Annotated in this window: 21 protein-coding genes, 1 other RNA gene and 1 pseudogene; 16 read left to right on the forward strand and 7 right to left on the reverse strand. The window is 35.4% G+C overall.

Going from position 1 to position 23353, the window contains the following annotated elements:
* Window positions 1–27 precede the first annotated feature (27 nt).
* A complete protein-coding gene (locus H033_RS0116975) occupies window positions 28–1242 on the reverse strand; it encodes an NAD(P)-dependent oxidoreductase (protein ID WP_196809463.1) in 1215 nt (404 codons plus the stop codon).
* A 189-nt stretch (window positions 1243–1431) separates the two neighbouring features.
* On the opposite strand from H033_RS0116975, the gene ssrA reads away from it, so the two are divergent.
* Window positions 1432–1833: a transfer-messenger RNA gene (gene ssrA / locus H033_RS21460) on the forward strand.
* A gap of 249 nt (window positions 1834–2082) precedes the next feature.
* Window positions 2083–3339, forward strand: a complete 1257-nt coding sequence (locus tag H033_RS20535) for a site-specific integrase (RefSeq protein WP_034886438.1) — start codon at window positions 2083–2085, stop codon at window positions 3337–3339.
* A gap of 179 nt (window positions 3340–3518) precedes the next feature.
* Here the strand turns inward: H033_RS20535 and H033_RS0116985 are convergent, their stop codons facing one another.
* The 3 genes from H033_RS0116985 to H033_RS0116995 are packed head-to-tail and all read right to left on the reverse strand — an operon-like array spanning window position 3519 to window position 4731.
* Window positions 3519–3965 (reverse strand): hypothetical protein, encoded by a 447-nt coding sequence (locus tag H033_RS0116985; protein WP_026839370.1) that lies wholly within the window; start codon window positions 3963–3965, stop codon window positions 3519–3521.
* A 23-nt stretch (window positions 3966–3988) separates the two neighbouring features.
* Entirely contained in the window at window positions 3989–4297 is a 309-nt protein-coding gene (locus H033_RS0116990; RefSeq protein WP_034886439.1) for a nucleotidyltransferase domain-containing protein, read from the reverse strand.
* 5 nt (window positions 4298–4302) lie between these two features.
* The gene (locus tag H033_RS0116995) at window positions 4303–4731 is read right to left on the reverse strand and encodes a nucleotidyltransferase substrate binding protein (protein WP_026839372.1); all 429 of its coding nucleotides are present in this window, start codon (window positions 4729–4731) and stop codon (window positions 4303–4305) included.
* A 407-nt stretch (window positions 4732–5138) separates the two neighbouring features.
* Here H033_RS0116995 and H033_RS0117000 point away from each other — a divergent pair, with 407 nt between their 5' ends.
* From H033_RS0117000 to H033_RS20540, 4 genes are all read left to right on the forward strand, one after another.
* Entirely contained in the window at window positions 5139–5903 is a 765-nt protein-coding gene (locus H033_RS0117000; RefSeq protein WP_231367652.1) for a type IV toxin-antitoxin system AbiEi family antitoxin, read from the forward strand.
* Window positions 5896–6789 carry a nucleotidyl transferase AbiEii/AbiGii toxin family protein gene (locus H033_RS0117005; protein ID WP_026839374.1) on the forward strand — a complete coding sequence of 298 codons (894 nt, stop codon included), beginning with the start codon at window positions 5896–5898 and terminating at the stop codon, window positions 6787–6789. The genes H033_RS0117000 and H033_RS0117005 overlap by 8 nt, the downstream gene beginning before the upstream one ends.
* Window positions 6790–8082: 1293 nt before the next feature.
* Window positions 8083–8460 carry a BfmA/BtgA family mobilization protein gene (locus H033_RS0117010; RefSeq protein WP_026839375.1) on the forward strand — a complete coding sequence of 126 codons (378 nt, stop codon included), beginning with the start codon at window positions 8083–8085 and terminating at the stop codon, window positions 8458–8460.
* Window positions 8461–8571: 111 nt separating this feature from the next.
* Window positions 8572–9252, forward strand: a complete 681-nt coding sequence (locus H033_RS20540; protein ID WP_051228033.1) for a hypothetical protein — start codon at window positions 8572–8574, stop codon at window positions 9250–9252.
* A 50-nt stretch (window positions 9253–9302) separates the two neighbouring features.
* Here H033_RS20540 and H033_RS20545 read toward each other — a convergent pair whose 3' ends face one another.
* Both H033_RS20545 and H033_RS0117025 read right to left on the reverse strand, forming a co-directional pair.
* Window positions 9303–10148 (reverse strand): hypothetical protein, encoded by an 846-nt coding sequence (locus H033_RS20545; RefSeq protein WP_051228035.1) that lies wholly within the window; start codon window positions 10146–10148, stop codon window positions 9303–9305.
* A gap of 33 nt (window positions 10149–10181) precedes the next feature.
* The gene (locus H033_RS0117025; protein WP_034886440.1) at window positions 10182–11753 is read right to left on the reverse strand and encodes a Fic family protein; all 1572 of its coding nucleotides are present in this window, start codon (window positions 11751–11753) and stop codon (window positions 10182–10184) included.
* Window positions 11754–12767: 1014 nt separating this feature from the next.
* Here H033_RS0117025 and H033_RS21860 point away from each other — a divergent pair.
* Together H033_RS21860 and H033_RS21465 are read left to right on the forward strand one after the other, a co-directional pair.
* Window positions 12768–13160: a hypothetical protein gene (locus H033_RS21860; RefSeq protein ID WP_026839377.1), complete on the forward strand. Its 393-nt coding sequence runs from the start codon at window positions 12768–12770 to the stop codon at window positions 13158–13160.
* Window positions 13097–13240, forward strand: a pseudogene (locus H033_RS21465) (DUF3347 domain-containing protein); the annotation flags it as partial. The gene H033_RS21860 and the pseudogene H033_RS21465, both read left to right, overlap by 64 nt.
* A 233-nt stretch (window positions 13241–13473) precedes the next feature.
* Here the strand turns inward: H033_RS21465 and H033_RS0117035 are convergent.
* Window positions 13474–14154 carry a metal-dependent hydrolase gene (locus H033_RS0117035; RefSeq protein ID WP_026839378.1) on the reverse strand — a complete coding sequence of 227 codons (681 nt, stop codon included), beginning with the start codon at window positions 14152–14154 and terminating at the stop codon, window positions 13474–13476.
* A 265-nt stretch (window positions 14155–14419) separates the two neighbouring features.
* Between H033_RS0117035 and H033_RS0117040 the strand changes: the two genes are divergently transcribed.
* From H033_RS0117040 to H033_RS0117075, 8 genes are all read left to right on the forward strand, one after another.
* Entirely contained in the window at window positions 14420–14758 is a 339-nt protein-coding gene (locus tag H033_RS0117040) for a hypothetical protein (RefSeq protein WP_231367653.1), read from the forward strand.
* Between the two features lie 9 nt (window positions 14759–14767).
* Entirely contained in the window at window positions 14768–15271 is a 504-nt protein-coding gene (locus H033_RS0117045; protein WP_051228038.1) for a DUF2231 domain-containing protein, read from the forward strand.
* Window positions 15272–15807: 536 nt separating this feature from the next.
* Window positions 15808–16137 carry a hypothetical protein gene (locus H033_RS20550; RefSeq protein ID WP_034886441.1) on the forward strand — a complete coding sequence of 110 codons (330 nt, stop codon included), beginning with the start codon at window positions 15808–15810 and terminating at the stop codon, window positions 16135–16137.
* Window positions 16138–16179: 42 nt separating this feature from the next.
* Window positions 16180–18579 carry a TonB-dependent receptor gene (locus tag H033_RS0117055; protein WP_026839381.1) on the forward strand — a complete coding sequence of 800 codons (2400 nt, stop codon included), beginning with the start codon at window positions 16180–16182 and terminating at the stop codon, window positions 18577–18579.
* 19 nt (window positions 18580–18598) lie between these two features.
* Window positions 18599–19150, forward strand: coding sequence for a hypothetical protein (locus tag H033_RS0117060; protein WP_026839382.1), 552 nt, complete (start codon window positions 18599–18601; stop codon window positions 19148–19150).
* A 398-nt stretch (window positions 19151–19548) separates the two neighbouring features.
* Window positions 19549–20670, forward strand: coding sequence for a chromate efflux transporter (gene chrA / locus H033_RS0117065; RefSeq protein WP_026839383.1), 1122 nt, complete (start codon window positions 19549–19551; stop codon window positions 20668–20670).
* Between the two features lie 466 nt (window positions 20671–21136).
* Complete coding sequence (locus H033_RS0117070) at window positions 21137–21655, forward strand: DUF2141 domain-containing protein (protein WP_026839384.1); 519 nt, start codon at window positions 21137–21139, stop codon at window positions 21653–21655.
* A 483-nt stretch (window positions 21656–22138) separates the two neighbouring features.
* Window positions 22139–23149, forward strand: coding sequence for a fatty acid desaturase (locus H033_RS0117075; RefSeq protein WP_026839385.1), 1011 nt, complete (start codon window positions 22139–22141; stop codon window positions 23147–23149).
* The last annotated feature ends 204 nt before the right edge of the window (window positions 23150–23353 follow it).

Consider the following 23353-nt stretch of genomic DNA (forward strand, 5'->3'; position numbering starts at 1 on the left):
CTTTTTTATTATTCTATTTCTTAAAACTTAATCTTTACCGTCTACATAATCCTGAAGATAGCTAAATCGCTCTGCTAGCTTACCGTTTTCAGTCATTTTTGCTCGTTCTAAAATGCCATCTATATCTAGATTAAAAAATGCAGGAATTACATGTTTCATAAACATCTCTCCAAATCCTTTACTAGCATCTTTTGGTAGCTCACATGGTAAATTATCTACTGCCATTACAGTTATAGCACTTTCTTCTCTAAAATCTACCTCTTCTCCTGTTCTTGGATCGTATCCGTAAATTGGATCTGCAATTGTTGAGGATCTTATCGTGCTTGCAATAGGAATTCCTATATCGCAAGACACATCTGCTACTAATTTTATTTTGAATTCAGCCAAATTAGCCTGTTCCCGAGTAAAAAAGACAGGTGCGCCATCTCCATAGAAATGACCTGCTATAAAAAAATCGCTTACCTCAGCAAATCTCATAAAGTTGGAGTTGTATTCTTCTGGAGAGCTATAAAAATGGTTATTAGTGGTATTGGTATTAGTTCCGCTTTTATGAACATTGTAATCTAAAACATCTATTAAACAATATACTGGCTCGTTGAATTCATTATTCAAATACTGCTCTACATCCACTTGCTTTATTTTAAGATGGTCTAATATTTCTTTGGCTCCATGGGCCACTTTCCCGGAACCAGTAAGTACTATTTTATTGTTAGGTAATTTGATTTTATCTAATTCTAACAAGACACTTTTTAGATCTGGCAGCACATCTACTTTAGGCATCTCAAAGATCCCATCTCTCAAGCCTAAGGCCAGAAAGCAATTATACGCTCCCACGAGTCCTGCATATCTTCCAAAACCTATCAGTCTTCGGCCATTTGCCTTTACTATGACTTCATAATCGTACAGGTCTATATTGTTCTTTAAAATGGCTTCTAACAACTCTCGATTATAAGGTTGCTTTTTAATAGTATGTGAAAAGAAAAAATATTTTTTATTAGGAATTAGGCTTGCAATTGGTACTTCTTTTACTCCTAGCAACACCTCACAATCTGAAATATCCTGAGATACTTCAAATCCTGCCTCTTCATATTCTGAATCTTTAAAAATCCTAATATCTGATGCTTCAATTTTAAAACTTGCCTCTGGAAATTTTTGAACGATCTCTTGTAATTTTTTAGGAGAGAAAACTACTCTTCTATCTGGTGGAGTTTTACGCTCTTTAATTAGGGCAAATTTTATCATATGTTGGTATATCTTTTGAAGATTGTTATGTGTGTTCCAAAGATATAAATTTTAATCTGTATCTTTGCAGCCGCGTTAGGGATAGAAGTAAAAATCCCACTTTAATTTATTTGAAATTAAAGTGGATTGAAACGGATAGCCCGACCCCCGCTTTTAGCTGGGGGAACGCACAAAAGTTCATTATTTTATGGGGTCGACTTGGATTTGACAGCGAGTCTAATTGGATGGTAAGCACGTCGAGCGCTGAGATATAGCTCGTAAATCTCATATTTCACACTTTTTTAAACGGCGAGAATAACTACGCCTTGGCTGCATAATCCGAATTATAGTAGGATTATCTTTATCCCTACCAGGTAGGGAGCCGAGATGCCTCGTGGAAGCCTTGATTTACGGCGTTCACAACAGAGGTATCGATAAAGTAAATATAGGAATTGCAGGGTCTTGATGTAATTCCGAAACTCAATTGAGAATACGTGTAAGGTTGGTGGTTTTCGGCCGGTCTTGCATCGACAATTAAGTGAAGACTAAGCGTGAAGAAAGCTATGTTAATTACTTGTTTGGACGAGGGTTCGAAACCCTCCGACTCCACTTTTCGAGTTACAAACTCAATCAAAAACCTCGTAATCCTACTGATTACGGGGTTTTTTGTTTTTTATGATATCAAATAAGCACATATAAATACAGAAAAAGTGTGTGCAATTCGGTAACCATTATGAACACGGAAAAATTGCACACAAAATCACCATTAATCCACTGAAATTCAATTTCTTAAAAGGTCATAAAGTTTTAAATAGTATTACAAAATAGTGTACATTAATCACTCATTTTAATGCTATAAATATGGACACTTATCATCATGTATCATTTTACACGCGAAAAAGCCGCAGCAACAAATCGCATGAAAGCGATATTTACCTAAGGATAACAGTAGATTCCAAACGATCCAATATGAGTATTGGTAGAAAAGTAGATCCCAGAAAATGGAATTCAAAATCGGAGAAAATGCTTGGAAGAAATCAAGAAGCCTCGGAATTAAATGATTATCTGGGAGTATTAAGAAATAAACTAAAACGAATTCAAAAAGATCTAATAGATAATGACCAGCGAATTACGGCTACTACTTTAATGAGGGAATTAAAAGGCACAGGTGAAAACTCCGCTAAAATGACATTAGAAGTCTTTAAAGAGCATAATGAACAAATGGATCGGCTTTCCGGTAAAAGTATTTCTAAGAGCACTGCAAAACGATACTGGACTTGTTATAATCATGTAGAGCAATTCATAAATGAAATATATAAGTCGGAAGATTTTCGAATGAAGGATATTGACCATCAATTTATTTCCAAATTCGAGTATTTTCTAAAAACCACTAGAGAATGCAATCATAATTCAGCATTGAAATATGTCAATAATTTCAAAAAAATAGTGCGTATTGCTCTTGCAAATCAATGGATGGAAAGGGATCCGTTTTACAATTATAAGGTTCAGTTTGACAGCGTGGAACGTGAATTTTTAAATGAAGAAGAAATTCAGAAACTGATTGATAAAGATTTGCATTTAGATAGGCTAAAACTAGTTAGGGATATGTTTGTCTTTAGTTGCTATACCGGATTGGCCTATTCTGACGTAAAGAAACTTAGCAATGCCGATATTACAAAAGGCATTGACGGTGGGAAATGGATTCGCATTAAAAGAACCAAGACTAAAACCTTAAGTAGCATTCCCCTGTTACCTGTTGCGGAACAAATTATTGATCGTTACCAGGGGCATCCAGAAGTAAAAGCGGGACAGTGCATCTTACCTGTTTTAAGTAATCAAAAATCCAATGCCTTTTTAAAGGAAATAGCCATGATGTGTGGCATCACCAAACCTTTAACCACTCACCTAGCCCGGCATACTTTTGCTACAACGATTACGCTAACCAACGGCGTTCCTATAGAATCGGTAAGCAAAATGTTGGGTCATAAAGACTTGAGAACGACTCAGCATTATGCGAAAATTGTAGACCGTAAGATTAGTGATGATATGCAAGAGCTTAGAAAAAAATTGGATGTAAAGCAGAAAAAAATATCTGAAGAGTTGGAAAAAAATAGCTAATATAAATTTCCTGTGATTTTTAAATACCAATAGTATATTTTTTTGAAAGTCCTAATTTATTACTGTATATCAAGACCCTATCTTTTCTGACCGGACTTATAATCTTCTGCTAACTTTCGAATTTGAAAACTTTCGCGCAATGTGATGTGGCCTGGTTGTAAATAAGGAAAATTTTCAGTCTAAGCTTTTATCAATAGTTCTTTCGCATGATCTACTGACATACAACAAGTATTTCCGTAAGAAACCTCGCCTTGCTGCATAAGCTGGTATGCATTTATGAAATTATAATAAGCAATAATAGCTCTCGAGTTATTTTTAGCACTTAAAAGAGTTTCGTAAGAAGATCTTCTCACTTCTTTTCTAAAAATATCATCCACATACTTTTTTAATTCATCGTCAGGCACTATAACTTCTTTATTCATCTTTCGCCTATATCCCATTCGTCTTTTTCTTGAATTAGCATCACTAATAAGATTTTCTAAAACACGCTTTTTGTAGGCTTGAAAATCTTTTTTAGATCGATGTGGATTAGCCATCAAGGAATTTCCGTTTTCATCATTCGGATATAACCACAAGCCTTTTTTAAGACGCTTCTTTAATTTTCTGGGGAGCCTAAACTTTTCCATTTTCTTAAAAATAACTATTAACTTTAAACCGTATTTCTATTATAGAAACATTTTCCCTTCTTATCAATATGCTCCAATAATTCCTCATTGGAAAGTTTATCATAGGTAGATAAGTCAAAAGTATAAGGCAACATGAGATCGTCCAATTCTTTTTCAATTTGGAGTAGATAATCGAAAGACAATTCTCCCTTGAAGGTTATATCGATATCCGAACCTTCCCTGTAATTGCCTATAGCCCTAGACCCATAAATAATAGCTTCCCGAATTTCAGGAAAAGATTCAAAAACATCGTGAATCTTTTGTACTAGCGCATCATTCAAACCAAATTTCATAGCGATTACAGGTTTTTATCTTTTTGCTTTATAGATAGCATTTTATTTTCAAAGTTGTTGAAGTTTTTTACATACTCATTTAAGATATTTTCAACTATTTCTTTGGCCGTTTCTTCATCGTAAGTATGAGTGGTTTTATTTCGACTTAAAATCATATCCATCCATATTTCTCCATTTTTGATAAGTTCATATTTAAAAGCCTGACGGGTGGCGTCGCGGCTACCACGTATTTCATTATTACCTTGATAGTAGAAATAATCTTTCATTACATTCCAGGCTAATTCGTGAGTAAATTCGAAAGATTGAATAAGGCCCTGCATCTCCAATTCAGATAATTTCCTCTCTTCGCTCAAGGCTGTTGCTTTATTCAGTTGAGCTAATGCTTTTTCATAATTGCTCAAACGTTGATGCCATCTAATGTCCTTATCATTCATAATGAGAGATTTCTTATACAAATGTAGTTATAAATTAAAATAATGGATTATAGAAAATTACACTGCTAAATGGCGATACATTTTCATATCCCGTTCAGCACATTTCCCTGCATTCCGCGAAAAGCTACATTCCGGGAAAAGCGCTTCTCTAAAGGCCTTAAACACCATTCTCGGACTGCCTTAAAGGGACACTTTATATTAACACGAAATTGTTGGCGGAGTTCGCTCAATACTAAAGATATCTACTGTTTTTAGTCAAAAATCTGCCTCTTGTTGAACTTCACAGAAGTTCAAATAAAGTTTAAAAAAACAATCATACACATACTAATAGTTTGTATATTTGAAATAATCTAAACTATAATTTAGATTTTATAGTTTAATAAAAGTCGAAAACAGAAACTATTAGTTTGGAAAAAAAACAAAAAATAAACCGTTTACTTAATTCCCAGCCTTCTGGGGTTTTATATCTAAGCTCATGGTTAACTAAAAATGGGTTTTCCACACAGTTACTTAATCGTTATAAGAAAAGTAATTGGCTTTACTCAATAGGAACGGGCGCTTGGATGCGAGTGGGTGAAAAACCCGCATATGAAGGTGCAATATACGCGATGCAACAACAGTGTGAGTCAAGCATACATTTAGGAGGTAAAACAGCCCTGTCTTTATTAGGGAAAGCACATTATTTAGAATTCTCTTCTCAACAAATTACATTGTTCGGGGGTAGAAAAGAAAAACTTCCTGCATGGTTCACTAACTACGATTGGGGTCTAAAAGTAAATTACTTTAGTTCGTCATTTTTACCATCAAAAGCAGGATTACAGGCTTTAGAGCGAGGCAATTTTAGTTTACAAATATCAAATCCTATAAGAGCATTAATGGAATGCCTATATCTGGCACCTAAAAAACAAACTCTTTTAGAATGTTATGAAATAATGGAAGGGCTTAATAACCTTAGACCAAAACAAGTTCAAGATCTTTTAGAGGAATGCACTTCAATAAAAGTGAAACGGCTTTTTTTATATTTGGCAGAAAAATCAAATCACGGTTGGCTCAAGTATATAGATACGGAAAAAATAGATATAGGAAACGGGAAACGTTCTATTGTAAAAGATGGCGTTTATATTGCCAAGTATGGCATCACTGTTCCTAAAGAATTAGCAAACTATGAGTAATTATAAAAATCAAGTTTCATTGTTATTACAAGTCTTACCAGAGGTGGCAAAAGAAAAATGTTTTGCACTTCACGGAGGTACTGCAATTAATCTATTTATTAGGGATATGCCACGGCTGTCGGTAGATATTGACTTAACCTATATTCCAATAGAAGATCGGAGAACTTCTATTCTAAAAATTATTATGGCGCTGAGTAGTATTAAAGTGAACCTTGAGAAAATTTTTCCTAAGGCGGTAATTACTTTAAAAGAAAAGGTTTTGAAATTACAGATTACGACAGCTAAGGCGCAGATAAAACTGGAAGTTAGTCAAATAAATAGAGGTTTATTGGATGGACTTGTCGAATTGAAATTATGCAATAAAGCTCAAGAAGAATTTGATGCGTTTTGTTTAATTCCAGTAGTGTCAATAGGACAGTTATATGGCGGAAAAATTTGTGCTGCTCTTGATCGTCAATATCCGAGAGACTTGTTCGATATAAAATTCTTATTGGAAAACGAAGGGTTTACAGATGATATTAAAAAGGGTTTTATGCTACTTCTTTTGAGTAGCAGCAGACCACTAAATGAAATGTTGCAACCTAATTTAATTGACCAAAAAGCAGCAATGGTTAATCAGTTTGAAGGTATGAGCTCCGAATCTTTTACCTATGATGATTTTGAGAAGGTTAGATCGACATTGATTGAAATCATACATCAAAATTTAACAGCTAAGGACAAGAGCTTTTTACTAGGCTTTAATAATTTGACTCCAGATTGGAGCATCTATGATTTTGAAAAATTTCCAGCTGTCCAATGGAAATTGCAGAATCTAACTAAACTTAAGTCAAGCAATTTGGAAAAGTTCAACGCAATTAATACTGACTTACAGATTCTACTAAACTAGCAACTAACTTCCTTTTTATCTAAAAGTCAATTCTGCTTTAAATCCTACATCACAAGAGTAATCGGAATCTATAAACCGTTCAGCACATTCCTCTGCATTTTGCGAAAGGCTTCATTCCGTGCAAAGAGCATCTCTTAAAAGGTCTTGGACACAATCCAAAAATTATTTACTTCCATTACGCCATCCGATGAAAAATCGGAGTACTTCCTTACAACCTTTAATTTTTGAATTTAGTCCGCCAGCTCGGTATTTCGATCATTATTCCTTTCTACTTTCAGATTCCTTTAATACTTCCCGGGTTTATTTAAACGCACTGCACTGCCTCCACTGACTTTTACCTTTTTGTAATGCCAAAAAAACAGGATTTAGAAGTTAGTACAGACTGCATAAACCGGTCGCTACGCTTTCCCTTTTTATAAGTCCTCCCTAATTATAAATCCTAAAACTATATCAGCATCAAAAAAGGTAACAGCGAAGGCACTACGGAAAGTAAATTTTAAAACGGAAACAATTAGGTCGTTCAAATACTAGAAAAACTGAAGCTAAATATTATTATTTCCTTGCTATAGGTACAAAAAAAAGGAAAACGCTCAGGATACAATAAGTAAATTTTATAGCTATCCTTGGGTTACATCGGAATTCATAAATAGGTAATCTTAAATTTTCAATAATCATTACATTTAGAACTATTACTGCAATCAAGAACTTTGAAAGCTTTAAAAATGTGAGCATTATTTTATTGTCAATATTAAGGTTTATAATCTCTTCTGAAATCTGATGTCATTTGAACCAAATCCACAACTGTAGAATAAAAAATTAAAAATGCAGGTGAAATTTTCAATATAAAATTATTGGATCATCTCATTATTTTCCAGAATGGGGACATCATTTCTTAGCTGAAGAGATTTTATAAGTACATCAAAAATAAAATTTAAAACGAGTGGTTGTTTTATTACCCGGTTTTTTGATTACATAATTCTCATTTATTCATCCTAATCCTTGTATTTAATTCTAAAGATCTGCTTTGAATGTCTTAAAAAATAGATTTGATTTTTCTGTTAAAAAAAAGGCTATTAAATTCTATTTAATAGTTGAAATTTTTGTCCCTACGGGACGAAAAGGAATAGCAAGAGGGTAACACGCAGAGCGGTGTTAAGCAATTCCTTTTCCTTTTCAAATTGCTGATTATCAATATTTTAAAATTTTGAATTAAAAAGAAGCAATAAAGAAAAGGTGAATTTTCACGGAAAAACTCCGGAAACCCTCATAAACAGGTAAAAAATTCACAGAAAAATGGATGAAAGATTTAAAAAAGAGAAGTTTAAAACGCTGAGCATTAAAATCTCAATAGACAAAAAATTCAGACTTTATTGCAAAAATATATCCAGATCTCATTCCATGACTCTTCTATTGATGATGGAGTTTTTTGAAAAAAATGGAATATCTCCTGAGGAATCATTAGGTCCACATGTTCAAACCTTGGAAGCCTTAATCAAAAAAAGAATCAACGCCCTTATTGCCATAATTAAAGACATTGAAAAGAATCAAACAAAACCCACTTTAGCAATTCTGCAATCACTTATAGAGGCAGCAGATCCTAAAAATAAAAACTGGCAACAGAAGAAACGGGATTACGAAGAAGATGACACTCATCCTGATTTTTATAAATAACTACCTTTAAATGGAGGGGCTGCTGAACATTAAATGACTTCGGTAAAAAGCCCCCTCTACAATGTTTTTGAAAAACTAAGAATGTAACGAACCTTAATAAAACTTAATATTATGAAAGATGTAAATTATATTTGCCACCTAAATGGGGTGCTACGGAAATTTGCTGAGGATGACAATATCTGCCCGGCTCATCGCAGTCTTTACCTCGCGTTTTTTGAAGTATGGAATCAAAATCGTTTCCCCAAAAAATTAATGGTCAATAGTAAACAGCTCATGAAACTGGCAAAAATACGCTCCAGAACTACCTATCATAAGCTGCTTCAGGAGTTAAAAATGTCGGGGTATCTGCAGTATCATCCTTCCAATAATCCACAAATTGGTTCGCTCATTGAGATGTTCAGATTTGATACTCAACCTGATCAAAAAATGGACAACACTTATCCAGCTTCTGATCAGGTCCCTGTCCAAAATATGGTTCCTTTTAATAAACATAATAAAAAACAAATAATAAACTCTTTTAAACAAACAAGTCCAAAAAATGAACAAGTAGTTTTAGAATATTTTAAAAATGAAAAAAGAAGTATGATGGAGGCAAAAAAGTTCTATAATTTTTACGAATCTATTGGATGGAAATTGAATGGAAAAAATCCTATCACTAACTGGCAAGCCTGTGCTCAGAATTGGATATTAAAAGCTGATGAAATAAAAAATGAACAAAGCGCTAAGCCAAGGTCTCATTATCGGGACAACCTCCATACCACTCGAAATAAAAATTATGGAGAGCCATTGTAATGAAAAATCAGCTTTGATAAATCGAAGGTAAATAATTTATTTACAAATAGTTACTTGGATTTAAGAGAGAAAAGTTGATCGAAAAACGCTGTTTTTCTAACGTCTGCTGGCGTTAGAATGGACTCCTTTTCAATAGTAACAAAACCCATAAATTTAAAATACCGCTCAAAGGTTCGTAAAGCATAACACCTAAAAGAATCGTCGCCATCTTGTATCTGTGGAAAAGCTATAAAATATAATCCAGCATAGAAATAAGCAGATCTCTTTTTACTTCCATATTTTTTAAGTAGGAATAGACTAAAAGCAGGATTTACCCGACCTATAGCTTCAGATCCTAATCCGTCATAATACCCCCAGTTGAATTTATAGAATAAAAGAGTCATGATTTCTTCCAGGATAAAATTTCCATCATCTGAGTGCTTTTCTCCTTTTTTGGTCAGGCTTAACTTCCCGTTTTTCTTTTTAACTAAACTAGATATTTCTAAAAGTATGCGCGTAAGATTTATTTCCAGAACATCGCCTTCTTTATATAATTTGCTAAAACCGTCTTCAATATCATCGTTTCTCAGGCATCCAAGACCATAGATTTCTTTGACTAATTTAGTAGGCAAAGCTCCGGTTTTGGTGAGTTTTATTTCTTTTCCACCTTTCATTTTTTCGATGAGAAAGCGTACCTGCACGAGTAAAGGGCATTTTTCAAGCCCTTTTTCTGAAAGTTTGTTAAGGATCAACGGGCTTGTCCCTTCTGGAAAATTTTGAAGCTGACCCATTTGTAACGGACTCAAACCTTCAAATTCAGCTATTGGTTTGTTATTATGAAGGTTTGCTCTTTTTTGCAGCTCCTTATTGATATCTTCCAAATTATCAAAATCCTCCAAGCCATCGTAATTAATCATAAATAACTGTTTTAATAATATGCATTAAGTATTTTAATTTTCCTGCTCATCTTCCTTCAATCCATTTATAAATATTTCCTCAAAACCTTCTTCAAGGATATTAATTTCCTCATTTCCTAATTCCTCAAAATGCTTTACTTTTTTCTTATTTGATAATTTTCCACTATTCTGATCCAGAAATTTAATCAGCAAATCAACCTTTGTATCAGGTAAACTAGTATGATCATTAATAAAATGAGTCATTCGGTCATATTTTTCAAGATAGTCCAATTCAGCAGGTATAATTTTTTCGATGGTATCTTCTACACATTCATATAGAAATTCAGCCTGTTTCGTTAAATCAAAATACCGGTAGAGGTCAATTGTTTCATTTAATATTTTCACATTATGGTCTGGTGTTGCTTTCCAGTCAATTAAATCTACCCTTGGACTAGAAAAATGCTCTAAAGTATCCTGATATTCGTCAATGCGATCTAAAATTGCCGAAGAAACCGGAAAGATCATTCCCCGTTTAGTGTATCCCATCCTGGTAAGGATATGGTGAATAAAATATCTATGAATTCTTCCATTACCATCTGACAGCGGATGGATAAAAACGAAACCAAACGCTATAGATGCTGCGGCCAGTACAGGATCGTAACCGGAATTTTGTAAAAGGCTATTAGTTTCCAATAATCCCTCCATAAGTAAATGCAAATCTCCAGCTTTAGCAGATATATGATCTGGCAGTGGCGTAAAAGATTCCCTGTCATGCTCACCTATAAATCCTTCTTCCTGTCTTACACCCATATTTTTAAGCTTCTTACTTCCTATTACAATATCCTGTAATCGTTCAATCTTTTCAATACTGAGGGGTGTTTTACCCGATTGCCCTATTGCTTTTCCCCAATTTCTGGCTCGTAGAGTAGGTGGGTATTCGCCTTCAATTGCGAAAGAGGCTTTGGAATCTTTCAGCAATAAAAAAGCTGCTGTTCTCTTTATCAAGTTTTTATCCTTTTTACTTAACCCTTTTTCAATAAGTTTAGATAGGTCTTTTTGGATATAATTTTTCAGTTTTTCAGTCTTGCGGATCATAGGACAGAAACCCGGAGTTCCCGGTAAATTGTTTCTTACTCTGTGTCGGGTAGAATTTAAAGACAGACCCGTGAATTGAATGGAGGCATCTACAATTTCTACATAAGAACCTCTGTTTAAATCTGGCACATCAAGTTTTTCGTCTAATAACCATTCGTATAAAAACCAGGTCCTTCTGGTATATTGGCTTGTTGGCTCTTCCTCTAGCATTTTCAGAACTACATCTTCTCTAGCTACTTCAAAGAGTTTCTTCAGAATATAGAGATCCAAAGCTTCATATTTTAAGGCAAAAACCAGATGACTTTTAAGGTCATCATTCGGCCTGTGTCTGATTGTAAAAACTTTCCACGAGCCCTGATCATAACGTTGGTGTTTTTCAGTTGCCATCGCTAATAGATCTGGTAATGGTAAAGTTATTTTGAACTGCTCCTCTAATAATTGGATCAGTGCTGCATATCCAACTAGGTAACCTCTTTCGGGCAAATTTCGGCCATGAAAACTGGTTAATTTTCGTGAAAAATTATGATTCATGATGATTTTTTATGAATTTCAATTACAAAAGTAACATGAAAAACACTGACAAACCATGAAAAATAATTACTTTTATTACTTATACATGAAAAATGTTTAAAAATTAAGAAAAGAAGCATCAAATTTAGTGGCTTCACATCCTTCCTTAAATTTTTTGAAATGTCACCTTTTCTAATAATTCCCGTACGTTATTGCCAGAGTGAAATAAAAATAAGCTTATTTAAACCTTCTTATACAACGACTTATTTTCAGCTTCTTTACCCATATCTCCAAGAGTATTTATTCCATATTCTAATATGGAATAAAAAACCCTAAATCCTATCAATTAAAATCCTGAAAAGTTAAATTATGTTAAAGGGGGACCAATTCGGTTACCAATTAAATTAGTATCTCTTGTATGCCCTATGAACACTATAAAATTGAATTTATGGTCGTTCCCTCCGACTCCACTGTATAACCCGGTAAGCAATATGCTTGCGGGGTTTTTTAATTTAGGTGACAATATAGGTAACAAACACAACCAGCTCAGTTATGCTATTTATTTGTTTAAGTTCCTCATATACTTCGTAAATTCCAATCGTACCTTGAACTACGAAAAAAATTAGTCATTTTCCAACAAAACAAAGAAAAAATGACTATTAAGATTCGAACAAATATATCCACTTCAGCAACTGCTTAGAACATCGATTAACTTCAAATAGTGCTCATTCCAGTGAAAAGTAATATTTTAGAGACCAAGTAACAAAATTACTAAGCCGACAAGTACGTGTCCCTACTCCATGCTACTTGCGTTAACCATTACCGTTGGCAACATTATAAAAAACATCCCTGAATTCAATAACTTAACGCAATAAATCAAAACTATAGATGAAATGGATTGATTCAACAGATTTAAGAAGCTGGGCGAACAGAAGAGATTGCCAATGAGAAACACTTCCACTATTAGTAAGAAAACTAATTAGAGCGACTTCCAAATCAATTCAGAGTATAAAATTTCCATCAGGAGAAAGTGCTTTGCTTGGTGGTTGGGATGGGACTCTTGAAGTAACTGATGAAACTCATTATTTACTTGCTGGTATTTCGCTTTGGGAATTTGGCACTTCGAAAGACTCGAAAGGAAAAGCTGATGACGATTATGCAAAAAGAGTTTTGAATCCATTGGGCTACAATCCTGCTGAATCAACTTTCATTTTTGTAACACCACGACTTTGGCAAAATGGAAAAGATTGGGTAGAAGAAAAAAAGAAAGATGGTATTTGGAAAGACATTAGAGTAATTAACTCTGAAATTTTAGAGGAATGGATTGAACTTGCTCCAACAGTCGGTGCATGGTTAGCTAAGAAGGAACATATTGGAAAATATACGAGCAGTTTTGCCCTATGTACGATGGCGGCAGTGAGTGGTTGAGTATGAGTGAGGAAGTGCGCAATCCATATTACGGAAGCTCCATGTTGACATGTGGTAAAGTAGAGCGGGAGATCAAATAAACCGATCAGATTTCTTTTGATTGACTAAAATTGAAATTAGTTTCACTCGACTATGAATTTAATGCTCGGAAATGATTAAAACATCCTTACTTCTGAAAAGAATATTAAAAGGTAAAAGTTTTACTTTTTATTTTGACGTTTTAAAAGAAGTATAGTAAAAATTCCTGGTGCAATCCTACCAGGAATTTAAAATTAAAATTTCAACAACTAGAACGCATAAATCTGTCTTAGAGTTATACGGTTATCGATGCACCTACTTCCAACAGTACAAGTTCTTTTCCAGCTTTATCAAATGTTTGCTTAGCGGCATCATGGTCGATCTTGGTAAAGGGCAGCGCGTCGTAGTGAACGCCGAGCACCCTGTTGCACTCCACAAAATCGCTCGCTATGACCGCATCTTCAGCACCCATGGTGGCCACATCGCCTATGGGTAGTACTGCCAAGTCTATTTTTGCCCATTTTGGAATTAGTTTCATATCCATGGTAAGGGCTGTGTCGCCTGCAATGTATACGCTTTTTTCTTTTCCCATAAAGATAAAACCACTGGGGTTTCCACCATAACTCCCGTCTGGAAAGCTACTTGTGTGTACAGCACTTACACACTTTACCTTTCCGAAATCAAAACTTCGGGTACCGCCCTGGTTCAATGGCATGGCTTCAATATCTTTCTCGGTATAGTGCTGATAGATTTCAAAGTTGCCCACTATGGTCGCTCCTGTATTTTTTGCGATTGCCTCTGCATCGAGCACATGGTCAAAATGCGCATGGGTCAGGAATATATAGTCGGCCTTGAGATCCATGATATCTATCTTATCCTTTGAAAGTTCGTTTTCAGAGATAAATGGATCTATAATAATAATTGCCCCTCCCATTTCGAGGGATAGACTGTTCTGTCCGTAATAGGTGATTTTCATTTTTTATACTTTTTTCGATTCACTTAAATTTACAAAATAAAGTAGTTCTAGCAGAGCGCATGAGGTATAAAAATTTCTTAAAAATAAATCAAATTCGAAATTCTAAAAAAAAAGATGCACGCATCTGGGAATGAAATTTTCAACTCACAAAATCCAATTTCTCCCAATTATTACGCTGACTTTAAAAATTTAATCCAATTTTATAAGCAAGGCCATTAGCATCAAGTTTAAAAAAACAAGTAGAATCAAAATGTAATTTGTAAATTTGAAAAAAGCAAAAAAAATGAAAAAATTAATTTTAGGATTAGTATTGGGATGTGCCTTTTTGCTAACCTCTTGTGGTGAAAACAAAAATACTGACGTTTTAGACTCTGGAACCTACCAAGGAGTAGCAGAAAAAGTTGAAGCAGACGAAAAAGAAATTTATGTTAGAACGTCTGATGACAAACTAGTTGAATTGTATTTCACAGATGAAACTACAGTTATGACAAGTGACGGACAAGCTTCATCTTTTGATGAACTAAAAGAAAACGCTAAAGTTGAGATAACAGTTGAGAAAAAAGGAAATAAAAACGTCCCTGTTTCTGTAAAAATACTTGAGTAATACAAATTGATGATTGCAGAAATACCTTCATTATGGAGAGAAGAAGTATGGCATCCACTTTCTGTTCATTTACCAATAGTCACTTTGCTTTTATCTTCTTTGTCAGCTATCGTAAATTTAGCTGTTAATAATAAGATTTATCATCTCTTTCTCAAACAGATGGTTTTTGTAATGTTAACTATTGGAGTGCTGAGTGGTTGGATTGCCATTTACACAGGGGATTTGGCTTACTCTATTGAAGTAAGAAAAATTTGTGACCCTAAAGTTCTTCAGGAGCATCAATGGTGGTCTTATACTACTATGATAGTTTATTCAGTAGTATTATTTCTGAATGTGATACCTAACTTCATCGTTCTTAAGTTTTCTAATATAAAAAAAATAGTTAGCCTTTTTTTATTAATTGCAGCTCTTTTTGGTTTGCTTTATACAGGGCATTTAGGTGCTTCTTTAGTATATCAGCAAGGAGCGGGAACTTATAATCCATCTGATGATTGTTCTGAATTCGAAAAATAGTAAAGTGTTTATTGCTACCAACAAATGAAAAATAAGCAATCAAAGCAATTTACTTTAGTCTTATTGGTAGCGTGTTTTATCATCGATAAAATTAATTTCAACTGACATTTCACATATTAGCATTCATATTGAACCTTAAAACGAAGAAAAACCAGCTGTCCACATTGGTTATCGCAAATACTCTGGCATATTGTAAAAAGTATTGTTTTAGAGATCAAGTAACAACAAACTAGAGCTAAGGTAGCTATCGGGAAACGCCCCTACTCCAAGCTACTCGCGTTAAGCACGACCGAGGCTACCCAAAAGCCAAAAATCTAAACTGAAAAACGCCAAAACGCAACCTACCCCATTATATTTTCGCATCTAAAAAGTCAATTACAAAAAAACAAAAGAGCTGTTTTTTGCTAACGCTCAAATCCTCAAAATAGAATTTGCATTTAGCTATTAAGAATCCAACTTACGTTTATTCCTGCGTAATTATTGTCCTAATTCCAATATGATTCTTTATTTTTACGTTTTCGATATAAAGGAAAACAATGGAATATAAAAAACAGATTGGCAAAAATATAGCCGCATTATTGCTCTTTGTAGCTTTAATGTTACCTACTGCCATTCAGTTTTTTCATGTTTTTGAAGGGCATGACCACATTGCTTGCACGGAACAGACAACTCATATTCATAAATCCAGTGTAAAGTGTGAGATAGGCCATTTTCACTTGGCATCTTTCAACTACGATATATATCAATATCCTGTTTTATTACAACCTGATATTCCTGTAAAGATTGAAGCAGACTTCGCTTCCTTACAATTCCATTCCTTTAAAATAACCAATACTCAGCTTCGCGCACCACCCATTCTTTCTTAATAAACAAAAATATATTTGTTATTATGTTAATTAAGAATTTGTATGCGAACTTATGTATTATTCATACTGCTATTAAGCAGTATTCCATCTATATCACAAACTTGTGACAACACACTTTCTGGTACGGTAACAGACCTTCACGATGGGTATTCACTTGCAGGTGCAACGCTTATTGTTGCAGGTTCTGAACAAGCTGTGCAGACAGACCTCGATGGGCAATTTACCATTTCAAATCTTTGTAATGACACTTATTCCATACAGGTGTCACATCCCTATTGCTTGTCTAAAGGATTCACCGTTGAAATATTAGGTAACACGACCAAGACTTTTAAACTGGAGCATCATTTGGAAGAACTTAACCAAATTACTGTTGAGGGAAAAGCCTACAGAAACAAGTCCAAAACAATTCTTGAAAACACTGTCTCAAAGGAAGAACTGGAACGTTTTAGCAGCGGTACGCTCGGCGATGCCCTTAACAGTTTGAGCGGTGTTTCTTCCCTCAATACTGGAAATACCGTTGTAAAACCTTTGATTAATGGCCTTCACAGTAGTCGTGTTGTCATCATAAATAACGGTGTTAGAATGGAAGACCAAGAATGGGGTGCAGAGCATGCCCCAAACGTTGATATCAATTCGGCTGGCAACATTACCCTAATAAAAGGGGCAGGTGCCTTGCAGTACAGTGGCGATGCAGTGGGGGGGGTTATTGTAGCAGAAGCTTCAAAAGTTCCAGTAAAAGATAGCCTCTACGGAAAGACGTTGTTTACGGCAGCATCAAATGGGCGCGGTTCTTCGCTGACGTCCCAATTAACCAAAAGCTATAAAAGCGGATGGTATGCAACAGTACAAGGAACATTGAAACGTTTTGGCGATTTTGAAGCACCAGATTATGTATTGAGCAATACTGGGATTTTTGAACGTAATGCTTCTTTGCAAGTTGGACTTAATCGGTTCGATTACGGCATCGAAGCCTATTATTCCCTCTTTAAAAATGAAATCGGAATCTTAAGAGCATCCCATCTGGGTGGTGCGCAAGACCAAATTCGAGCCATAAATAGCAGCAGGCCTCTAATCATCAATGATTTTACATATCAAATCAACACGCCAAAACAAGATATAGCACACCATTTAGCCCGTATAAAAGGCTTCAAAAGGTTTGATGGCTTCGGGAAAGTGAGTTTACAATATGACTTTCAACGCAACAACCGCTTGGAATTTGATATTAGACGCGGTGCAGATAGGGATAACGCATCTTTGGACTTACAACTGGACACCCACACATTAATACTCGACTTGGATTCTAACTTGACCGATGCAATAAGCCTAAAGACTGGTCTAATGGCAGGCTATCAAAACAACTTTGCAAACCCAAATACAGGAGTGCGCAGATTGATACCAGATTATGATAAATATGATTTAGGGGTATACGCCATAGCAGATTACCAGTTGAATGATAACTTCCTTGTGGAAGCAGGCGGGCGATTTGATTATACGTATATGGACACTTTCAAATTCTATCGAACCTCTTTTTGGGAATCTCGAAATTATGACGAACTCTTCCCTGAAATTGTAGTCGAAGAATTGAACAATCAGATTTTGACTAATCCACAACTGAATTTTTATAACGCTTCAGCAACTTTGGGAGCAACATACGCTTTTGAGGAGAATTATAAACTATTTTTCAATTATTCAATAGCATCCCGTGCGCCCAATCCTTCCGAACTTTTTAGCGAAGGCTTGCATCATTCTGCTTCCCGTATAGAACTGGGCGATCTACGCTTTAATTCAGAAATTGGACATAAAGTATCGTTGACTTTTCAGCGAGAAAATGAAAATTTCAGCTTTTCAGTAAGTCCTTTCATAAACACTATTAAAGATTTCATGGTTATCGAACCTACAGAAATCCAGCAAACGGTAAGGGGAAATTTTCAAGTATGGGAGTACAGACAGACCGATGCACAATTGTTAGGAGTGGATTTTGATGCATCTTATGCTTTTTCTGAAAATTTCCATTTCAATCACCAGTTCTCATTGGTAAAAGGCTACGACCGTTCTCGTGATGAATTCTTAATAAATATGCCACCCATAAATACCAAAAATGAAATTGTCTATCAAAATCCAGAGTTAAAAAATCTACGTTTAGCATTGCAGAGCGAGTATGTATTCCGTCAGAACGAATATCCCGATAACAATTTTGAAGTGTTTATTCCAGAGACCGAAACTATGGAAACCGTTGAACTAAGCACACCGCCCAATGCATATCATTTGCTCAATTTTAATTCAAGCATTGATTTTCAAGTCACTCAAAAATCAACACTCACAGTAGGTTTTGGAATCACCAATTTATTGAACATTTCTTACCGCAATTACCTAAACCGACTGCGCTATTATGCAGACGATTTGGGCAGAAACTTTTTATTAAATCTAAAACTCAATTATTAATTTTTTAAAACCAAAACAAATGAAAAAAGTAAAATTTTTAGCAACAGCAATTTTTGCAACAGTATTATTTATATCGTGTTCAAGTGATGATGATACGCCAGAACCAGTAAACGAAGAAGAGGTAATTACCACTTTAACAGTAACCCTTATACCCAATGGTGGTGGAACGCCCATCACCTTGCAAACCCGTGATTTGGATGGTGATGGTCCTAACGCACCCATTGTTACTTCCGGAAACTTGGCAACTGGAGTTACATACAATGGTAGCATTGTACTGCTCAACGAAACTGTGAATCCACCTGAAAATATTACTGAAGAAGTAGAAGAAGAATCAGAGGAACACCAGTTTTTCTACACTATTGGTAGTGGGCTGGATGTGACGACAATGTATACCAATTTAGATGGAGACGGAAATAACTTGGGAACACAATTCACCCTTACAGCTGGTGCAGCGAGTTCAGGAAAATTAACGTTTACACTGCGTCACGAACCTACAAAACCAAATACAGGTCTTGACGATGCTGGAGGAGAAACAGATATTGCTGCAACCTTTAACGTAACGGTACAATAGATTTGAATTAGTCACACTTTTCTTTGTACCAAAGGAAATGCCTTCTACATACATTTTGTAGAAGGCATTTTATTTATTGTTAATATCAACATAACAAATTCAAAATATTTATATTTTCAACTAGTATTGTCCGGTAAAAAAATTCAGGATTTCGGTGAGGCTATAAGTAACGTGGATTAAGACTGTTTTCAATGTTTAGGAGCTTGCTATTGGAACACAGAATTATTTTTTCCTTTTTGAAAATTTATACAGTTTGAGATATTGATTTTCAATTAGTTGAAATGAAGTCTTACGTCTTGAATCTAGCAGCGCAGCGATCTTATATCTTTTGTCGGACGACAATGATTTTCAACCTTGTTTTTGCTATTAAAGCGAGTCAATATTCTAACCTTGTCATTATGTCAATTAAGAAAGAACTTTTAGAAATAGCAAAATTATTCTTTAAGCTCGGAAGCATTGCTTTTGATGGTCCAGCAGCACATATCGCAATGATGGAAGACGAAGTTGTTAAAAAAAGAAAGTGGATGACACAAGAACACTTTCTTGACCTTGTTGGTGCAACCAACTTAATTCCTGGTCCGAATTCAACCGAAATGACAATGCATTGCGGATACAAGCGTGCAGGTTGGAAAGGTCTTTTTGTTGCAGGGTTTTGTTTCATTTTTCCGGCAGTAGTAATCACATCTATTTTTGCTTGGCTTTACCAAGAATATGGACAATTGCCAAAAGTTGATCCTTTTATTTACGGAATTAAACCAGCAGTTATTGCAATCATTATAATCGCGGCTTTCCGACTTGGAAAAAAAGCGGTAAAAAACATAGAACTTGCAATTTTAGGTAGTATAACTTTAGTTGCTTGTTTATTAGGATTAAACGAAATAATCGCTCTTTTTGGTTGCGGTTTACTTGGTTTTGTTATGTATTTGTTCAAAAAAAATACAGGTAGTTTAAAAAGTTTAATTCCATTTTTTCTTTTTCAGGCAATTGATCCTGTGAAAATCGGAGCATTCAAAATATTTCAGACTTTCTTAAAAGTTGGGGCAATTCTTTATGGTAGTGGCTATGTCTTGTTTGCTTTTCTGGACGCTGAATTAGTTGCAAACGGATGGCTGACAAGACAGGCATTGATTGACGCAGTCGCTATTGGACAAATAACGCCAGGGCCAGTTTTATCTACTGCAACTTTCATTGGTTGGCAAATGAACGGAATTACGGGAGCAATTGCTGCAACTGTCGGGATATTTCTTCCCTCATTTATTTTTGTTTTAATATTAAATCCTTTAATACCCAAAATGAGGAAGTCAAAGATTATAGGAGTTATTTTAGATGCAGTAAATGTCGCAGCAGTTGCATTGATAATTGCCGTTTCTGTAGAAATGGCGAAGGACACAATAACAGATTGGCGTACAACAGTAATTGCTGTTGCAAGCTTAATTGTCGTCTTTGTTTTAAAAAAATTGAATAGCGCATTTATCGTTTTGGGCGGTGCAATAATTGGATATTTATTGACGTTTTTTTGATAAATGAAGCAAAAAAGCCAGTGGAAAACATCGGTTATCGCAAATAGTGAGTAATCCGCTGAAAAGTAATATTTTAGAGATCAAGTTACAAACAAGAAAGCCGATAATCCCTTTAGCTATCGAGGCGCGTCTCAACTCCCCCCTCTGAAACTTAAACGGATTGCATAAATATAGAAGAACCTGAAACAATCAAGAGCCTCGGGGCAAGCCCGCCCGAACGGTACGGGCGGGCCCACGAGGCATGTCCCGATGCTTGGGGAGGAAAATACTTTTAAAAATTCGTAGCAAGCCCGCCTGAATGAAATTCTTTTCGGGCAGGCCTCGGGGAACCTGCCCAGCCGGTCAGGCGGGTTAAACCCTCAATGAGGGATTAAAAATTGATATAAAAACAGTCGTTATTTCTTCTTACCGAATTGCATTTTAACAACATTATCATTAAATTAGTGTATCTAAAAAAAATAGTAAAATGTTAAATAATCTACTTTTTAAGTTTTTTTCTAAAAATACCGGGCATTCTGAAATGCCCCGGATTTCCCGAAAATTTTCACAACTCCTTTTTTGGCTGGCTCTAAGCTTAGTATGGCTGCCGTCAAATGGATTTGCTCAAACAGAATGCCCATCTGTTAATGTGAAAATTCAAAATATAAGTAACAATACTGGGGTTATCGCCTGTGCGATTTTTGAATCCGAGGAAGGTTTCCCCGGCAAATTCCTGAAATATGCATCTAAGGTCATGATAACACAAATAAGCGGAACAGATGCGAGTTTTGAGTTTTCAGATGTTCTACCAGGAAAATATGCCATTTCAGTGATCCATGATGAAAACTACAATGGTGAACTTGATAAAAATTTTTTCGGTGTTCCGAAGGAAGGTTATGGTTTTTCCAGTGGTGCAGAGGTCACATTGAGTGCTCCTTCTTTTTCTGACGCTGAATTTTTATATGATGGCGGAGTTCTGCAAATGTCTATAGATCTTAGCTACTAAAAATTTAAAATTACCTAATCCTGCGGTTGGGGTTGATTTAACAGCAGGAAGAGAAAAATTCCAAATCATGTTCGAATCTGCCAGAATGAGCAGCTGAAATTTATCTTTTGGAATCGACTCCTAAGACCGCAAAAAGAAACCCAAAGAAAGCACTATACCGTCAAAAATATGTATAATCAAGAACCTCGGGGGGAAGACCACGAGGTATATCCCTATGATCCGGGAGGAAAATACTTTTGAAAATTCGAAGCATCCCGGTAGCTATTGGCACAGGGGAATTAAACCCTCAATGAGGGATTAAATAATAAATTTTCACTTTGTGATTATCTTAAAAAAATACTATTGGCAAAACGTATCCTATGAAAAGAGTATCTTGCCGCGAACTAAACCATTTGGTGGATCAGGGAGGTATAAAGTATATCTTGCCCCCTTAGCATACACTTTTGTGAAGGCAATTGTTCTTTAGAAGATTGAAAACAAACTATGGCATTTATAGACAAAATACTTCATGAACCATCCTATGGCTGGAAAGATAAAACTGGGGCATTAGTGACCCCAACAAACAAGGTGCTTTTTAGTGAAGCCTTAAAAAAGACAAATATATTCCAAAGTCGAAAAAATTGGCTCCCTGCTTCTGGAATATTAATGCTTGCTTGCATGTTGCCTTTCTTTTATTTTTTTATAACCCAATACCTGAGCTTCCTTACTTTATTTATTTTCTTATTTTATGCAATGATTGTCATGAGTACTCATGGCACCATTTGGTACCATCGGTATAGCACCCATAAGTCTTATACCTTCAGTCACCCTATCTGGAGGTTCATTACCCAAAACCTAGTCATTAGAACCTTCGCAGAAGAGGTATATGTGATTTCCCACCATGTGCACCATTCAAAATCCGACCTACCAGGAGACCCTTACAATGCCAAAGCTGGTTTTTGGTATTGCATGCTTGCAGATTTTAATCATCAAAGCATTGCAAGGAATTTGGATGAAAGAGAATATGGAAAGCTGAAACATTTTTTATCAAATACGGGTGTGCAAATACATAGCTATAAAAATTACCAAAAATGGGGGACGCTCGCCACACCGCTATATACTTTTGGTTTATGGGCAATTAATTGGGCTTTTTGGATTTCTGTTTTTTATGCCATAGGCGGCAGTGCTTTGGTGGTCACCACCTTTAGTGGAGCCATGTTTTGGTATATTCTAGTTCGTGCTTTTAATTATACGGGGCACGGAAAGGGGAAAGTAGCCCATAAAGATGGTATAGATTTCGACAGGAGAAACTTGTCCATCAACCAGACTAGGCCGGGCTTGTTTTCAGGAGAGTGGCATAATAACCATCACCTCTACCCAGGTAGTGCAAGAGCTGGATTTCTCCCCTATCAAATTGACACTGCGTGGATTTATATCTATTGCCTTTCAAAAATAGGAGCGGTCTCTTCTTACAGAGACTCCAAAAAGCAGTTCTTAGAAAAATATGTAAAATAACTCATTGTTATTAAGGTAATTTTTTCGTGACCATACCACTAGATGTTTTAGAAAAAAATCTACTTTAAATATGGATAGAGCGGCCCTCCGGACGTTGGATATATAAATTGTCTTTAATGACTTATGAAATCCATGAGATTGGTAAGTCAAAGAATTCCTCTATCTTCAATCAGGAGTAATAGACTCGAGTTAGTAGTGGCTACT

Source organism: Gillisia sp. JM1, assembly GCF_000424645.1.
Classification (GTDB): Bacteria; Bacteroidota; Bacteroidia; order Flavobacteriales; family Flavobacteriaceae; genus Gillisia.

What these genes read in the sequence shown, in the direction of transcription:
- H033_RS0117035 (WP_026839378.1), bottom strand. Translation starts at nt 14,154, where the DNA reads ATGAAAATCACCTATTACGGACAGAACAGTCTATCCCTCGAAATGGGA.
- H033_RS0116985 (WP_026839370.1), bottom strand. Translation starts at nt 3,965, where the DNA reads ATGGAAAAGTTTAGGCTCCCCAGAAAATTAAAGAAGCGTCTTAAAAAA.
- H033_RS0117010 (WP_026839375.1), top strand. Translation starts at nt 8,083, where the DNA reads ATGGATGAAAGATTTAAAAAAGAGAAGTTTAAAACGCTGAGCATTAAA.
- H033_RS0117045 (WP_051228038.1), top strand. Translation starts at nt 14,768, where the DNA reads ATGATTGCAGAAATACCTTCATTATGGAGAGAAGAAGTATGGCATCCA.
- H033_RS20535 (WP_034886438.1), top strand. Translation starts at nt 2,083, where the DNA reads ATGGACACTTATCATCATGTATCATTTTACACGCGAAAAAGCCGCAGC.
- H033_RS0116975 (WP_196809463.1), bottom strand. Translation starts at nt 1,242, where the DNA reads ATGATAAAATTTGCCCTAATTAAAGAGCGTAAAACTCCACCAGATAGA.
- H033_RS0117025 (WP_034886440.1), bottom strand. Translation starts at nt 11,753, where the DNA reads ATGAATCATAATTTTTCACGAAAATTAACCAGTTTTCATGGCCGAAAT.
- chrA (WP_026839383.1), top strand. Translation starts at nt 19,549, where the DNA reads ATGTCAATTAAGAAAGAACTTTTAGAAATAGCAAAATTATTCTTTAAG.
- H033_RS0117060 (WP_026839382.1), top strand. Translation starts at nt 18,599, where the DNA reads ATGAAAAAAGTAAAATTTTTAGCAACAGCAATTTTTGCAACAGTATTA.
- H033_RS20540 (WP_051228033.1), top strand. Translation starts at nt 8,572, where the DNA reads ATGAAAGATGTAAATTATATTTGCCACCTAAATGGGGTGCTACGGAAA.
- H033_RS20550 (WP_034886441.1), top strand. Translation starts at nt 15,808, where the DNA reads ATGGAATATAAAAAACAGATTGGCAAAAATATAGCCGCATTATTGCTC.
- H033_RS20545 (WP_051228035.1), bottom strand. Translation starts at nt 10,148, where the DNA reads ATGATTAATTACGATGGCTTGGAGGATTTTGATAATTTGGAAGATATC.
- H033_RS0116990 (WP_034886439.1), bottom strand. Translation starts at nt 4,297, where the DNA reads ATGAAATTTGGTTTGAATGATGCGCTAGTACAAAAGATTCACGATGTT.
- H033_RS0117055 (WP_026839381.1), top strand. Translation starts at nt 16,180, where the DNA reads ATGCGAACTTATGTATTATTCATACTGCTATTAAGCAGTATTCCATCT.
- H033_RS0117070 (WP_026839384.1), top strand. Translation starts at nt 21,137, where the DNA reads ATGTTAAATAATCTACTTTTTAAGTTTTTTTCTAAAAATACCGGGCAT.
- H033_RS0116995 (WP_026839372.1), bottom strand. Translation starts at nt 4,731, where the DNA reads ATGAATGATAAGGACATTAGATGGCATCAACGTTTGAGCAATTATGAA.
- H033_RS0117005 (WP_026839374.1), top strand. Translation starts at nt 5,896, where the DNA reads ATGAGTAATTATAAAAATCAAGTTTCATTGTTATTACAAGTCTTACCA.
- H033_RS0117075 (WP_026839385.1), top strand. Translation starts at nt 22,139, where the DNA reads ATGGCATTTATAGACAAAATACTTCATGAACCATCCTATGGCTGGAAA.